The sequence below is a fragment of the Citrobacter sp. Cf132 genome, from assembly GCF_030333885.1.
GTDB lineage: Bacteria > Pseudomonadota > Gammaproteobacteria > Enterobacterales > Enterobacteriaceae > Citrobacter > Citrobacter freundii.
The window spans coordinates 273,176-287,823 of record NZ_JAOWFA010000071.1; the positions used below are offsets into that span (position 1 = coordinate 273,176).

Consider the following 14,648-nt stretch of genomic DNA (forward strand, 5'->3'; position numbering starts at 1 on the left):
GGACCAATCATGACGCAATTCAATCCTGTCGATCATCCACACCGCCGTTTTAACCCGCTCACCGGGCAGTGGATCCTCGTATCACCGCATCGCGCCAAACGCCCGTGGCAAGGGGCGCAGGAAACTCCGTCTAAGCAGGTACTACCTGCACATGACCCGGACTGCTTCCTGTGCGCTGGCAATACGCGCGTTACCGGCGACAAAAACCCGGATTACACCGGGACCTATGTCTTTACCAATGACTTTGCTGCGTTGATGTCCGATACACCGGACGCGCCGGACAGTCACGATCCGTTGATGCGCTGCCAGAGCGCGCGCGGTACCAGCCGCGTGATTTGCTTCTCACCCGATCACAGCAAAACGTTGCCGGAACTCAGCGTCCCTGCACTGACAGAAATCGTAAAAACGTGGCAGGAGCAGACCGAAGACTTAGGGAAAATCTACCCCTGGGTGCAGGTATTTGAGAATAAAGGCGCAGCGATGGGGTGCTCGAACCCGCACCCACACGGACAAATTTGGGCCAACAGCTTTTTGCCTAACGAAGCCGAACGTGAAGATCGCCTGCAGAAAGCATACTTCGCCGAACAAGGCGCACCGATGCTCGTTGATTACGTCCAGCGCGAACTGGTGGACGGCAGTCGTACGGTCGTAGAAACCGAGCACTGGCTGGCGATTGTGCCTTACTGGGCCGCGTGGCCGTTCGAAACGCTGCTGCTGCCTAAAGCGCATGTGCTGCGTATCACTGATTTGAGCGAAGAACAGCGTGCTGACCTGGCGCTGGCGTTGAAAAAACTGACCAGTCGTTACGACAATCTGTTCCAGTGTTCATTCCCCTACTCCATGGGCTGGCACGGCGCACCGTTTAACGGTGAAGAAAACCAACACTGGCAGTTGCATGCACACTTTTATCCGCCGCTGCTGCGTTCCGCGACCGTGCGTAAATTTATGGTCGGATATGAAATGCTGGCAGAAACCCAGCGCGACCTGACGGCAGAACAAGCGGCTGAACGACTGCGTGCGGTCAGCGACATCCATTTTCGCGAATCCGGAGTTTAAATAATGAGTCTGAAAGAAAAAACACAATCTCTGTTTGCAGAAACATTTGGCTACCCTGCCACCCATACTATTCAGGCACCGGGTCGTGTAAACCTGATCGGCGAACATACCGATTATAACGACGGCTTCGTTCTGCCTTGCGCCATCGACTATCAAACCGTTATCAGTTGTGCGGCACGCGACGATCGAAAAGTCCGCGTGATCGCCGCTGATTACGACAATCAGATTGATGAGTTCTCGCTTGATGCGCCGATTATCGCCCACGACAGCCAGCAGTGGTCAAACTACGTGCGTGGCGTAGTGAAACATCTGCAAAAGCGCAATAACGCCTTTGGCGGTGCTGATCTGGTGATCAGCGGTAACGTCCCACAGGGCGCGGGGTTAAGTTCTTCTGCCTCGCTGGAAGTCGCTGTGGGTACGGTATTCCAGCAGCTCTATCATCTGCCGCTCGACGGCGCGCAGATTGCCCTGAACGGTCAGGAAGCTGAAAACCAGTTTGTCGGCTGTAACTGCGGCATTATGGATCAGTTGATCTCGGCACTTGGTAAGAAAGATCATGCGCTACTGATCGACTGCCGAACGCTTGGCACCAAAGCAGTTTCTATGCCTGAGGGCGTAGCGGTGGTGATCATCAACAGTAACTTTAAACGTACGCTGGTCGGTAGCGAATACAACACCCGTCGCGAACAGTGTGAAACCGGCGCTCGTTTCTTCCAGCAGCCAGCGCTGCGTGATGTTAACCTTGAAGCGTTTAACGCCGTCGCCCACGAGCTGGATCCGATCGTCGCCAAACGCGTTCGCCACGTGATCACGGAAAATGCGCGTACCGTTGAAGCAGCACAGGCGCTGGAAAAAGGCGACCTGCTGCGTATGGGCCAACTGATGGCGGAATCTCACGCCTCAATGCGCGATGACTTTGAAATTACCGTGCCGCAAATTGATACGCTGGTTGAGATTGTCAAAGCGACCATTGGCGATAAAGGCGGTGTACGCATGACCGGCGGCGGCTTCGGCGGCTGTATCGTGGCGCTGATCCCGCAAGATTTGGTGCCTGCCGTACAGCAAGCTGTCGCTGAGCAGTACGAAGCAAAAACTGGAATTAAAGAAACATTCTACGTCTGCAAACCTTCTCAAGGAGCCGGACAATGTTAAACGAAATCCCCGTGCAGGCTCCGGACGGTCAGCCGTTTCGCCTGCTCACCCTGCGCAATGACGCAGGGATGGTGGTCACGCTGATGGACTGGGGCGCGACCCTACTCTCTGCGCGTATTCCGCTCAGCGATGGTAGCGTGCGCGAAGCATTACTCGGTTGTGCCAGCCCGGAACAATACCCGGGACAGGCTGCATTTCTGGGGGCCTCGATTGGTCGCTACGCTAACCGTATCGCCAACAGCCGCTATACCTTTGCTGGCGAAACCGTTGAATTAATACCAAGTCAGGGCGACAACCAGCTGCACGGCGGGCCGGACGGTTTCGACAAACGTCGCTGGCAGATAGTCAATCAAAATGACCGCCAGGTGCTGTTCGCCTTAACGTCTGACGATGGCGATCAGGGCTTCCCTGGCCATCTTTGCGCTACCGTGCAGTATCGCCTGACTGACGATAATCGTATTTCGATAACCTACCGCGCCACGGTCGATAAGCCCTGCCCGGTGAATCTGACGAATCACGTTTATTTCAACCTCGACGGTGACAAAACGGATGTGCGTCAACACAAGCTGCAAATCCTCGCCGACGAGTACTTGCCGGTTGATGAAATGGGCATCCCGCATGACGGACTGAAATCCGTCGCTGGTAGCACTTTCGATTTCCGTACGCCTAAGATCATCAGCAGTGAATTTCTTGCCGATGACGATCAGCGCAAGGTAAAAGGTTACGATCACGCCTTCCTGCTCCAGGCACAGGGCAATACGCATACGCCGGTCGCTCGACTGTGGTCCCAGGATGAAAAACTGCAGATGGAGGTCTACACCTCCGCCCCGGCATTACAGTTTTATTCCGGGAATTTCCTCGGCGGTACGCCATCCCGTGGTCCTGATGCCTACGCCGACTGGCAAGGTCTGGCGCTGGAAAGCGAGTTCCTGCCGGACAGCCCGAACCATCCGGAATGGCCGCAGCCAGACTGCTTCCTGCGTCCTGGCGAAGAGTACGCCAGCGTGACGGAATACCGGTTTATTCCAGCTTAATCGCTCCCCCTCCCAGGCCCGATGACGTAACGTATCGGGCCTGTTGCTTGTTTATCACAGTAGAACCGCTCAAATCCCCACCGTTCAAAGACAAAATCGCAACCTTGAGTTCACAAGAACCTTACACTGTGGCGCTATTTTCGCTATGGTTATGCGTAAGGATTGCCGCTGACGCATTACGGCAATATAATGAGAATTATTATCATTAAATATGATTTATAGGAGTGAGTGTATGGCTGTAACTAAGCTGGTTCTGGTACGTCACGGTGAAAGTCAGTGGAACAACGAGAACCGTTTTACCGGTTGGTATGACGTTGATCTGTCCGAGAAAGGTGTGGGCGAAGCAAAAGCGGCAGGTAAACTGCTGAAAGAGGAAGGCTACAGCTTCGATTTTGCTTATACCTCTGTGCTGAAACGTGCCATCCACACCCTGTGGAACGTACTGGACGAACTGGATCAGGCCTGGCTGCCGGTTGAGAAATCCTGGAAACTGAACGAACGTCATTACGGCGCGCTGCAGGGTCTGAACAAAGCTGAAACCGCTGAAAAATACGGTGACGAGCAGGTTAAACAATGGCGTCGCGGCTTTGCGGTAACGCCACCGGAACTGACCAAAGATGACGAGCGTTATCCGGGTCACGATCCGCGTTATGCGAAGCTGACCGACAAAGAGTTACCGGTTACCGAAAGCCTGGCGCTGACCATCGATCGCGTTATCCCCTACTGGAACGAAACCATTCTGCCGCGCATGAAAAGCGGTGAGCGTGTGATTATCGCCGCTCACGGTAACTCTCTGCGTGCGCTGGTTAAATACCTGGATAACATGGGCGAAGATGAGATCCTTGAACTGAACATTCCGACCGGCGTACCGCTGGTATATGAGTTCGACGAAAACTTCAAACCGATCAAACACTACTATCTGGGTAACGCTGACGAGATCGCAGCAAAAGCGGCAGCCGTTGCGAACCAGGGTAAAGCGAAGTAATTTTCATCCTGGGTCAAACGAAAAAAGCGTGGAATGCTCCACGCTTTTTTATTGCCAGATAGTGGCGTTGCCTTATCCGGCCTACCGAGCGTAGCCCGGATGCGTTTTTACCCGCGGCGTGCTTTTACCGCTTCTGCCAGTTGGCGTAAGACCGCATCGGTGTCTTCCCAGCCAATGCAGGCGTCAGTGATGCTCTTACCGTAGGTCAGCGGCTCGCCGCTATCCGGGTTCTGATTACCCTCGACCAGATGGCTTTCGATCATCACGCCAATAATCGCTTTTTCTCCACCAGCGACTTGTCCGCAAACGTCTTTCGCAACATCCATCTGCTTTTTGAACTGCTTGCAGGAGTTGGCATGGCTAAAGTCGATCATCACTTGTGCAGAGAGCCCTGCTTTGATCAGACCTTCTTTCACGTCGGCAACGTGCTGAGCGCTGTAGTTAGGTTCTTTGCCGCCGCGCAAAATAATATGGCAATCGCCGTTACCGCTGGTATTCACGATCGCTGAATGACCCCATTTGGTCACAGACAGGAAGCAGTGTGGCGCCCCTGCTGCGTTGATTGCATCAATCGCAACTTTGATCGTGCCATCGGTACCGTTTTTAAAACCAACCGGGCAAGACAGACCTGATGCCAGCTCGCGGTGTACTTGAGACTCAGTGGTACGAGCCCCAATCGCGCCCCAACTCATCAAGTCGGCAAGGTATTGCGGTGTGATCATATCGAGGAACTCACCCGCAGCCGGCAATCCGCTATCGTTGATATCCAGCAGCAATTTACGTGCAATGCGCAGCCCATCGTTGATTTGGAAGCTGTTGTCCATGTGCGGATCGTTGATAAGCCCTTTCCAGCCGACGGTGGTTCGCGGTTTTTCAAAATAGACGCGCATGACAATTTCAAGCTCGCCTTTTAACTCTTCGCGCAGCGCCAGCAGGCGGGCGGCGTACTCTTTAGCGGCTGCCGGATCATGAATAGAGCACGGCCCAATCACCACTAACAGGCGATCATCGCTCCCTTTCAGAATTTTATGAATCGCCTTACGGGCATGAGCCACCGTGTTTGCGGCATTTTCAGTAGCGGGGAATTTTTCCAGCAATGCGACTGGCGGTAATAACTCGTTGATCTCTTTAATGCGTAAATCGTCGTTCTGATAATTCATGATTATTCCAGCGTTGCCATACTTATATAAATGAATGCAATCCCTCCAATCTATATCTTCAGTCATAAAGTGTAAACTGGGTTTTACACTTTGGACGGATTAATCCTGGAATTGGCCAAAAAAACGCAATAAAGTAGCGAAAAACGAGATCCAACCTACAATTTATAACTGTAACAGCTTTAATTTTCATAAATTTCAAGATTCTATGCTGGGTTTGATTTCTCAGGCAAAACTATTAACCACATATTAATGATGTAACTGGCACATGCACTGTTGGAAGACGTTATCCGACATATCGACCATAACAGGAGCATATTATGCATATGACAAAGCTGGCTTCACTCTTTCTTACCGCTACACTCAGCCTCGCCAGCGGCGCGGCGCTGGCTGCTGAAACCAATACGCAGTCCAATAACGGCCAGGCAAATTCCTCGGCGGATGCCGGTCAGGTCGCCCCAGACGCACGCGAAAACGTGGCACCAAATAATGTCGACAACAGTAACGTGAATTCGGGTGGCACAATGCTGCACCCGAACGGTTCATCAATGAACCATGAAGGGATGACCAAAGACGAGATGCACAAAAACACCATGTGTAAGGACGGTCGCTGCCCTGATGTGAATAAGAAGGTTGAGACCGGAAACGGCATTAATAATGATGCCGAGACAAAAACTGATGGCACTACGCAGTAACGCTGAAAATAAAGCTAATAACGGGAGAGCAATAGCTCTCCTTTTTAATTTTATCATCCCAAAAACGGTATGATGGCATACAGTAAAGATGAGAATAACAAAGGGATGGCATAATGGCGCACTCGCATACTCATAATTCCTCTGAGCAACCCAAGGACAATAATGCCCGCCGCTTGATGTTTGCATTCTGCATTACAGCCGGATTTATGTTGGTTGAAGTGGTAGGTGGAATACTTTCAGGTTCACTGGCCTTGTTGGCTGATGCCGGGCATATGCTCACTGATGCCGCAGCGCTCCTTTTCGCGCTGCTGGCCGTCCGGTTTTCCCATCGACCGCCCACAATACGACACACCTTCGGCTGGCTGAGGCTCACGACACTGGCCGCGTTTGTTAATGCCATCGCATTGGTCGTGATCACCATTTTAATCGTCTGGGAAGCCATTGAGCGCTTCCATACGCCCCGCCCCGTGGCAGGCGGCATGATGATGGTTATAGCTGTCGCGGGTTTACTCGCCAACGTGCTGGCTTTTTGGGTTCTACACCGCGGCAGTGAGGAGAAAAACCTGAACGTCCGCGCTGCGGCACTACATGTGATGGGCGATTTACTCGGCTCGGTCGGGGCGATCATCGCTGCGCTTATTATTATCTGGACGGGCTGGACGCCTGCGGACCCGATTCTCTCGATTCTGGTTTCCGTGCTGGTACTGCGCAGCGCCTGGCGACTGTTAAAGGATAGCGTTAATGAATTACTGGAAGGTGCCCCGCTGACGCTGGATATTGCCGCACTGCAGCGCCATCTCAGCCGGGATATCCCCGAAGTCCGCAATGTACACCATGTCCATGTCTGGATGGTGGGTGAAAAACCGGTAATGACGCTGCATGTGCAGGTGATCCCGCCGCACGATCATGATGCCCTGCTGGAACGTATTCAGCATTTCCTTATCCACCACTACCAGATTGAACACGCGACGATCCAGATGGAGTATCAGCCGTGCAATGGGCCGGACTGCCACCTGTACCAAGGCGTGTCCGGCCATTCACATCATCACCATTAATGGGACAGCGCGCGGGAACCCCGCTCACGCGCGCTGTTAATCCACATCCTGCTACCATTCAGGGCGATAACCGTCAGGATCATATACTCCAGCGACATGGCATATACGCCTTGTAGGGCGAAAATCACTACGCTTATTACGTTAATGATCACCCACAGCAGCCAGTTTTCGACGTATTTGCGCGTCATCAGGATCATCGCCGCAATCGACAACACCATCATGCAGGAGTCCCAGAACGGGAATGCATCGGGTTGCAACTCAGGCACAACAACCTGTAATCCTAATGCCTGCATAATGTTCACCGCAATGCGGGTCAGGAATGCAAAGACCGGGTCGATATAGACCGACATCAGACCGATCGCTACCACGCAAGCCGCCAGCCAGCCGATCGCTTTTGGTAACGGCAGCCAGCGAATTTTCAGTTCCGCTTCATGCTGGTTAGTTTGCCTGGACCAGGCATACCAGCCGTAGATGTTGGCGGCAAAGAAGAAAACTTGCAGCAACAGGCTTGCATAGAGCTGGATCTGAAAGAAGATAATCGCAAACAGCGTGACGTTTATCAGGCCGAAGAAGTAATTGCTTATTTTCTCAAGGCTCGCCAGACCAATACACAGCAACCCGGCGATCGTCCCCACAGCTTCGATCCACGACAGATCGTAACCGCCAGCGCCGATCGGAATATGTACCAGAATGTTCTGCGTGCTAAAAAAGTCCATCTTTTCCCCCAGAGCAAAAAAAATTAATTAAGCTCGAAGTGTAGCCGCAAATTCCAACATGCGGTTTAACGGCAACAACGCCCCTTCTCGCAGCGCAGCATCAACATGTATCTCATGAGCCGCCCCGCCTTGTTCCAGGCCCTCAGCAATCGCCTTGAGGCCGTTCATCGCCATCCACGGACAATGCGCACAGCTGCGACAGGTTGCCCCCTCGCCAGCCGTCGGCGCTTCAAGCAATTCTTTATCCGGAACGGCCTGCTGCATTTTGTAAAAAATGCCCCGGTCAGTCGCCACAATCAGCTGTTGATGCGGTAACGATTTAGCTGCGTTGATTAACTGGCTGGTTGAGCCAACCGCATCGGCCATATCAACGATAGACTGAGGGGACTCCGGGTGCACCAACACCGCAGCATCAGGGTAAAGCCCCTTCATGCGTGTTAAAGCCTGAGTTTTAAATTCGTCGTGGACGATACAGGCCCCCTGCCAACAAAGAACGTCTGCACCGGTCTGTTTTTGCACGTAGTTGCCCAGATGTCTGTCCGGAGCCCAGATGATTTTTTCACCTAAACTATCAAGGTGCTCAATAAGTTCTACCGCGATACTGGACGTGACGACCCAGTCCGCACGTGCTTTAACGGCAGCGGAGGTATTGGCGTAAACCACCACAGTACGATCAGGATGCGCATCGCAAAACGCGCTGAAAGCATCAATCGGGCAACCCAGATCTAATGAACATTCCGCCTGTAAGGTCGGCATCAGGATGGTCTTTTCCGGGCTGAGGATTTTGGCGGTTTCCCCCATAAACCTCACTCCTGCAACCAACAGCGTAGAGGCAGAATGTTTTGAGCCGAACCGCGCCATCTCCAGAGAATCAGAAATACAGCCACCGGTCTCTTCGGCCAATTGCTGAATTTCAGGATCGGTGTAATAGTGCGCGACCATAACGGCATCACGCTCTTTCAACAGGCGCTTGATTTTTTCACGATAAAATTGCTTTTCATCCACACTCAGCGGGGCTGGCTTCGGCGGAAACGGATAAATTGCTGCTTCTGGATCAAACATCACGCTCATCTTGCTTTCTCGTTTTACTAGCTTAACGAAATAACCGATTAAAAGCGTGACGCACGCCGTATTCGGTTAGATTTGTTTTATATGCTAAACAAGATAGCGGATTGGCGTAAGAAAGTCACAATAATTGCGTGTGATGAATGCCGGATGGCGACTGACGTCCTATCCGGCCTACGTGAATAGTGTCATCTGTAGGACTGATAAGCGAAGCGCATCAGGCAAGCAGGTTCGAATCGTTGATTCTGCGCATAGCAAAAAAGCGCCTTTAGGGCGCTTTTTTACACTGGTGGGGCGTGCAGGATGACTCGCTACGCTCGCCCTTCGGGCCATCGCCGTAAACGGCTCCGTTGTCTCACTTCGTTCGACCCGAACCTGCTGCAGGTTCGAATCATGAAATCCTGCGCATAGCAAAAAAGCGCCTTTAGGGCGCTTTTTTACACTGGTGGGGCGTGCAGGATTCGAACCTGCGACCAATTGATTAAAAGTCAACTGCTCTACCAACTGAGCTAACGCCCCCTTATGGGGTTTACTTCTTTATACTTTCAGGATGGTGGGTCGTGCAGGATTCGAACCTGCGACCAATTGATTAAAAGTCAACTGCTCTACCAACTGAGCTAACGACCCGCTCGGGTATAACCTGAAAATTTTTACTCGGTACCACCAATAAATTGGTGGGGCGTGCAGGATTCGAACCTGCGACCAATTGATTAAAAGTCAACTGCTCTACCAACTGAGCTAACGCCCCGAGTGGTGGGTGATGACGGGATCGAACCGCCGACCCCCTCCTTGTAAGGGAGGTGCTCTCCCAGCTGAGCTAATCACCCGATACTACGCTGGATACTACTTACTAACTGAGTTAGTGGTGGGTCGTGCAGGATGACTCGACTTCGTCTCGCCCTACGGGCCGTTGCTTACGCAACGTTATCCTTCACGTTTTACAATCGCGTTCCACCTTAGCGATTGGTGGGTCGTGCAGGATTCGAACCTGCGACCAATTGATTAAAAGTCAACTGCTCTACCAACTGAGCTAACGACCCACTTTTTTTGCCGCTTTCGGGCTGTTTGATATCCCTTGGCAACGGCGGCATATATTACTGATTTCAGATTTTAGCGCAACAAAAATTTCGATGTAAATAACTCAACTGCTTAGGAATCACACGACGCGACCAGAATTAACACGATTTCTGGTCGCATGGTGTTCATTACATCGCGCCAAGGCGTTTTTGCGCTTGTTTCGCGCCATCAGTGCCAGGGTATTTAGTGATAACCTGCTGATAAACGGCTTTAGCTTTTGCTGTGTCACCTTTGTCCTGCATGATGACGCCGACTTTATACATCGCGTCTGCAGCCTTTGGTGATTTCGGGAAGTTTTTAACTACTGAAGCAAAATAGAACGCTGCATCATCTTTTTTCCCCTTGTTGTAATTCAACTGACCCAGCCAGTAATTCGCATTTGGCAGGTAAGTCGAGTCTGGGTACTTTTTGATGAAGTTCTGAAATGCTTCAATCGCATCATCCTGGCGGGATTTATCCTGCACCAGAGCAATGGCCGCATTGTAATCAGTATTCGCATCGCCAGTCTGCGCCGGAGCTCCTGACGCTGCCGCTGCGCCCGCATCAGGCGTAGGAGTTGCTGCTGCCCCACTCTGATCGCTACCTGCAGACTGCGCCGCAGGCGCACTACCGCTGCCAAGATTATTAATCTGCAACAATATTTGCTTCTGGCGTTCAACAACCTGGTTCAACTGATACTGATTTTCCTGAATTTGACCACGCAGGGAATCAATATCGGACTGATTATCGGAGAGTTGTTGCTGGAGTTGGGTTAAAAGCTGACTGTGAGCGTTAGAAATACGCTCGAGTTGAGTGACACGGTCTTCGACCGAGCCTGAGCCGACACTACTGATTGGCGCCTGAGCAAAAGCGGCCCAAGGGGCCGCTATGCCAACCAGTAACGACAGACTCAACAGATGATGTCTGAAGTTACTGCTCATGCAATTCTCTTAGTAAACCAGTACGGCGCGACGGTTTTTGGCGTAAGCCGCTTCGTCATGACCCAGTACTGCAGGTTTTTCTTTACCGTAAGAAACGATGGAGATCTGGTCAGCAGAAACGCCTTTACCCTGCAGGTACATCTTAACGGCGTTCGCACGACGCTCACCCAGGGAGATGTTGTACTCAGGAGTACCACGTTCGTCCGCATGACCTTCTACGGTGACTTTGTAAGACGGGTTGCTACGCAGGAAGTTAGCGTGAGCATCCAGCATTGCAGCGAAATCAGAACGGATATCGTACTTGTCCAGATCGAAGTAAACGATGTTGTTCTGCTGCAGCTGTTGCATCTGAAGACGCGCTTGCTCTTCAGAAGACATGTTGCCGCTGCCGTTTGCATCCATACCAGTGCCGGCACCCAGCATGCCTTCGCTGCCGTCATTGCTGGCGTTCTTGTTAGAAGAACACGCTGCAATAGCCATAACAGGCAGAGCAATCATCAGCCCTTTCAGCACTTTGTTCAGTTGCATTTCAATGATTCCTTTATTAATCAATTATTTATTATCACAGATACGGCGACCAGGCAGGGAATTTAACCTGTCCATCAGTTGCCGGAAGACGCGCTTTGAAACGCCCATCTGTAGAAACCAAATTCAGCACGGATCCCATCCCCTGAGAAGAGCTGTAGATTACCATAGTGCCGTTAGGTGCCAGACTTGGCGTTTCGTCCAGGAACGTTGACGACAGAACTTGTACGCCACCCGCTACCAGATCTTGTTTGGCAATGTGCTGCTGACCGTTGGCCGAACTTACCATTACCATAAATTTACCGTCGCTGCTCACATCCGCATCCTGGTTTTGCGAACCTTCCCAGGTAATACGCTGCGGAGCACCGCCGTTGACGTTAACTTTATATACCTGCGGACGACCGGCCTGGTCAGATGTAAAGGCCAGATTTTGGCTGTCCGGGAACCAGGTCGGTTCCGTATTGTTGCTACGACCATCCGTCACCTGACGGATCTGACCGGAACCAATGTCCATGACATACAGGTTCAGGCTACCGGTTTTAGACAGGGCAAACGCCAGTTTGCTGCCATCCGGAGAAAACGCAGGCGCACCGTTGTGACGTGGGAACGACGCTACCTGACGAACCGCGCCATTAGACAACGTCTGAATAACCAGTGCAGAACGACCACTCTCGAAGGTTACGTACGCCAGTTTTGATCCGTCCGGAGACCACGCCGGAGACATCAGCGGCTGCGGAGAACGGTGTACCACGAACTGGTTGTAACCATCGTAGTCGGACACACGTAATTCGTACGGGAACTGACCACCGTTGGTCTGAACAACATAAGCGATACGGGTACGGAATGCACCTTTAATGCCGGTCAGTTTTTCAAACACTTCGTCACTTGCAGTATGCCCCGCGTAACGCAGCCACTGCTTGTTCACTTTATAAGTGTTCTGTGCCAGTACGGTACCCGGTGCGCCACCGGTGTCAACCAGCTGATAGGCAACGCTGTAAGAACCATCCGGGTTCGGCGTAACCTGGCCGACGACTACGGCATCAATGCCCAGCGCAGACCAAGCGGCAGGTTGAACTTCCTGCGCGGTACCAGGCTGCTGAGGCAGACGAGAACGGTCTAACGGGTTAAATTTACCGCTGTTACGCAGGTCAGCACCTACGATACCACCGATATCTTCAGGTGCAGCACCCGGTCCTGCCCACTGGAAGGGGACAACACCAATCGGGCGCGCCGAGTCCACCCCCTGGGTGATCTCGATACGTACTTCTGCGTGCAGCACCGCTGCCCACAGCATCAGAAAACCAAATGCTACTCGTAATGCCTGCTTCATCATATCTCCCTTATCTGGACGGAAAGCCCACGATAATTTAGCAGAATGTTAACAAACTCAAATACACAAAACTACCACAACTCAGTATCAACCTTAGACCGTTTCCCCTGATTTCTCAGGGGTCGTTATTACAGTTTGAAGTCCAGTTTGGCATCTTTTACTTTTTCATAAACTGCCTGGCTAGGCGGTTTAGGAATTCTGGCAGTTTTCGCAGCCGTCAGCGCAGCCTGACACAATGCTGGATCCCCACCCTCTTCGGTCACATCCAGTAACAGACCATCGGGTGCTAACTTGATATGTAATACGCAAGATTTACCTGCATACAAATCTGCACCATACAGACGGCTCTGGATCGCATTACGAATTTGAGATGCGTAAGCACTGATATCAGCACCAGATGCACCGCCATTGGCACCACTTGTACCACTATCTTTCGCCGGTTGGCCGTTTCCTTTCGCTCCACCGCCCGATTTCGGTGCATTCTTACCGGAGCTCAGGTCACCCAACAAGTCGTCAACGCCAGAGGCTGCAGCGGCTTTTTCGGCCGCAGCCTTTTTAGCAGCAGCTGCTTTATCTGCCGCAGCTTTCTTATCGGCAGCGGCTTTCTCGGCTGCAGCTTTTTTGTCTGCTGCTGCTTTTTCCGCTGCGGCTTTCTTATCAGCCGCCGCTTTTTCAGCAGCGGCCGCTTTCGCGGCGGCGGCTTTTTCTGCTTTCTCAGCGGCAGCTTTCTCGGCTGCTGCTTGCTTAGCGGCTTCAGCCTGTGCTTTCTTCGCAGCGTCCGCGGCAGCTTTAGCAGCTTGTGCTTCGGCAACTTTCTTCGCATCAGCAGCGGCTTTAGCAGCTTCCGCCTCAGCTTTTTTCTGTGCGTCCGCAGCGGCTTTCTTCGCGGCATCTGCCGCTTGTTTCGCCTGTGCATCAGCTTTAGCCTTCGCGTCTGCAGCAGCCTTCGCCGCAGCTTCTTCAGCCTGTTTCTGTTGCTCTTGCGCTTTCGCGGCGGCGGCTTCAGCTTGCTTCTGCTGTTCCGCCTGTTCGCGCACTTTTTCCTGCGCGGCTAAGCGTTCTTTTTCCAGCTGCTTCAGTCGCTCTTGCTCAGCTGCCTGTTTCTCGCGAAGTTCTTCAGCTTGCTGCTGCGCCTGCTTTTCACGCTGCTCTTCAGCACGTTTCGCGCTTGCCTGCTGTTGCTGCTGCCTGTCGTACTGTTGCACAACGGCTCCAGGATCGACCATAACGGCGTCGATGGACGAACCGCCACCGCCGCCGGCTGAAGCATCAATGTGCTCATCGAACGAACTCCAGATCAGCGCTGCAAATAAAATGACATGCAGCACCGCTGAAATAATTATCGCCCTTTTGAGCTTGTCGTTTTGTTCGGTTGCCTTTGACACTCTCGGTTCCCAAAAAACTGTTCGCCTGTTACGTGCTATCTTTCAAGCCAGCAAAACGCCGTCATCAGATTGGCTGCGTCATCAAGCCAACCGATTTTACGCCTGCACTGTGTAACAAGTTCAGCGCTTTAATTATTTCATCATAAGGCACGTCTTTCGCACCACCGATTAAAAAGACCGTTTTCGGATTGGTCTGCAGGCGACTTTTCGCTTCCGCGATAACCTGCTCCGGCGGCAGTTGATCCATACGATCTTTCTCAACCACCACGCTGTATTGCCCAATACCGGAAACTTCAATAATGACCGGGGGTTCGTCGTTACTGCTGACGGCTTGCGATTCGGTCGCATCCGGCAGGTCGACTTCCACACTCTGCGTAATGATCGGTGCGGTTGCCATAAAGATCAGCAACAGCACCAGCAGTACGTCGAGCAGCGGTACAATATTGATTTCGGACTTGAGTTCGCGACGACCTCGTCCACGCGTTCTGGCCATGGC

Annotated in this window: 14 protein-coding genes, 5 tRNA genes and 1 other RNA gene; 6 read left to right on the top strand and 14 right to left on the bottom strand. The window is 52.3% G+C overall.

Annotated elements, in window-relative coordinates; genetic code table 11:
- The first annotated feature begins 9 nt into the window (after nucleotides 1–9).
- The 4 genes from galT (at nucleotide 10) to gpmA (ending at nucleotide 4,227) form a co-directional block, all read left to right on the top strand.
- On the top strand, nucleotides 10–1,056 hold the full coding sequence (gene galT / locus OGV85_RS21880; RefSeq protein ID WP_032948871.1) for a galactose-1-phosphate uridylyltransferase: 1,047 nt from the start codon (nucleotides 10–12) through the stop codon (nucleotides 1,054–1,056).
- A 3-nt stretch (nucleotides 1,057–1,059) separates the two neighbouring features.
- Nucleotides 1,060–2,208: a galactokinase gene (gene galK, locus OGV85_RS21885; protein WP_003845362.1), complete on the top strand. Its 1,149-nt coding sequence runs from the start codon at nucleotides 1,060–1,062 to the stop codon at nucleotides 2,206–2,208.
- On the top strand, nucleotides 2,202–3,242 hold the full coding sequence (gene galM, locus OGV85_RS21890) for a galactose-1-epimerase (protein ID WP_032948869.1): 1,041 nt from the start codon (nucleotides 2,202–2,204) through the stop codon (nucleotides 3,240–3,242). Before galK ends, galM begins: the two co-directional genes overlap by 7 nt.
- A gap of 232 nt (nucleotides 3,243–3,474) precedes the next feature.
- Nucleotides 3,475–4,227 carry a 2,3-diphosphoglycerate-dependent phosphoglycerate mutase gene (gene gpmA, locus OGV85_RS21895; protein WP_003022999.1) on the top strand — a complete coding sequence of 251 codons (753 nt, stop codon included), beginning with the start codon at nucleotides 3,475–3,477 and terminating at the stop codon, nucleotides 4,225–4,227.
- 107 nt (nucleotides 4,228–4,334) lie between these two features.
- On the opposite strand, the gene aroG is transcribed toward gpmA, so the two are convergent.
- Complete coding sequence (gene aroG, locus OGV85_RS21900) at nucleotides 4,335–5,387, bottom strand: 3-deoxy-7-phosphoheptulonate synthase AroG (protein ID WP_003022997.1); 1,053 nt, start codon at nucleotides 5,385–5,387, stop codon at nucleotides 4,335–4,337.
- Between the two features lie 317 nt (nucleotides 5,388–5,704).
- Between aroG and OGV85_RS21905 the strand changes: the two genes are divergently transcribed.
- Nucleotides 5,705–6,079: a YbgS-like family protein gene (locus tag OGV85_RS21905; protein ID WP_003022994.1), complete on the top strand. Its 375-nt coding sequence runs from the start codon at nucleotides 5,705–5,707 to the stop codon at nucleotides 6,077–6,079.
- A 113-nt stretch (nucleotides 6,080–6,192) separates the two neighbouring features.
- Nucleotides 6,193–7,134, top strand: coding sequence for a CDF family zinc transporter ZitB (gene zitB, locus OGV85_RS21910; RefSeq protein ID WP_003022992.1), 942 nt, complete (start codon nucleotides 6,193–6,195; stop codon nucleotides 7,132–7,134).
- On the opposite strand, the gene pnuC is transcribed toward zitB, so the two are convergent.
- From pnuC to tolR, 13 genes are all read right to left on the bottom strand, one after another.
- A complete protein-coding gene (gene pnuC, locus OGV85_RS21915; protein WP_003022990.1) occupies nucleotides 7,131–7,850 on the bottom strand; it encodes a nicotinamide riboside transporter PnuC in 720 nt (239 codons plus the stop codon). The genes zitB and pnuC overlap by 4 nt on opposite strands.
- Before the next feature lie 27 nt (nucleotides 7,851–7,877).
- Nucleotides 7,878–8,921, bottom strand: a complete 1,044-nt coding sequence (gene nadA / locus OGV85_RS21920; RefSeq protein ID WP_003837113.1) for a quinolinate synthase NadA — start codon at nucleotides 8,919–8,921, stop codon at nucleotides 7,878–7,880.
- Between the two features lie 281 nt (nucleotides 8,922–9,202).
- Nucleotides 9,203–9,336, bottom strand: a non-coding RNA gene (locus tag OGV85_RS21925) — RtT sRNA.
- A 22-nt stretch (nucleotides 9,337–9,358) separates the two neighbouring features.
- Nucleotides 9,359–9,434 (bottom strand) — tRNA-Lys (locus OGV85_RS21930).
- Between the two features lie 32 nt (nucleotides 9,435–9,466).
- A tRNA-Lys gene (locus OGV85_RS21935) sits at nucleotides 9,467–9,542 on the bottom strand.
- A gap of 45 nt (nucleotides 9,543–9,587) precedes the next feature.
- Nucleotides 9,588–9,663, bottom strand: a tRNA-Lys gene (locus tag OGV85_RS21940).
- A gap of 3 nt (nucleotides 9,664–9,666) precedes the next feature.
- Nucleotides 9,667–9,742: transfer RNA gene (locus OGV85_RS21945), tRNA-Val, on the bottom strand.
- Nucleotides 9,743–9,879: 137 nt separating this feature from the next.
- Nucleotides 9,880–9,955 (bottom strand) — tRNA-Lys (locus OGV85_RS21950).
- Nucleotides 9,956–10,120: 165 nt separating this feature from the next.
- Nucleotides 10,121–10,912 (bottom strand): cell division protein CpoB, encoded by a 792-nt coding sequence (gene cpoB / locus OGV85_RS21955; protein ID WP_003847309.1) that lies wholly within the window; start codon nucleotides 10,910–10,912, stop codon nucleotides 10,121–10,123.
- 9 nt (nucleotides 10,913–10,921) lie between these two features.
- Complete coding sequence (gene pal, locus OGV85_RS21960) at nucleotides 10,922–11,440, bottom strand: peptidoglycan-associated lipoprotein Pal (RefSeq protein WP_003022983.1); 519 nt, start codon at nucleotides 11,438–11,440, stop codon at nucleotides 10,922–10,924.
- A 34-nt stretch (nucleotides 11,441–11,474) separates the two neighbouring features.
- A complete protein-coding gene (gene tolB, locus OGV85_RS21965; RefSeq protein ID WP_003022981.1) occupies nucleotides 11,475–12,767 on the bottom strand; it encodes a Tol-Pal system beta propeller repeat protein TolB in 1,293 nt (430 codons plus the stop codon).
- Between the two features lie 128 nt (nucleotides 12,768–12,895).
- Nucleotides 12,896–14,152 (bottom strand): cell envelope integrity protein TolA, encoded by a 1,257-nt coding sequence (gene tolA, locus OGV85_RS21970; protein ID WP_003022980.1) that lies wholly within the window; start codon nucleotides 14,150–14,152, stop codon nucleotides 12,896–12,898.
- Between the two features lie 64 nt (nucleotides 14,153–14,216).
- On the bottom strand, nucleotides 14,217–14,645 hold the full coding sequence (tolR, locus tag OGV85_RS21975; RefSeq protein ID WP_003022978.1) for a colicin uptake protein TolR: 429 nt from the start codon (nucleotides 14,643–14,645) through the stop codon (nucleotides 14,217–14,219).
- Between the last annotated feature and the right edge of the window lie 3 nt (nucleotides 14,646–14,648).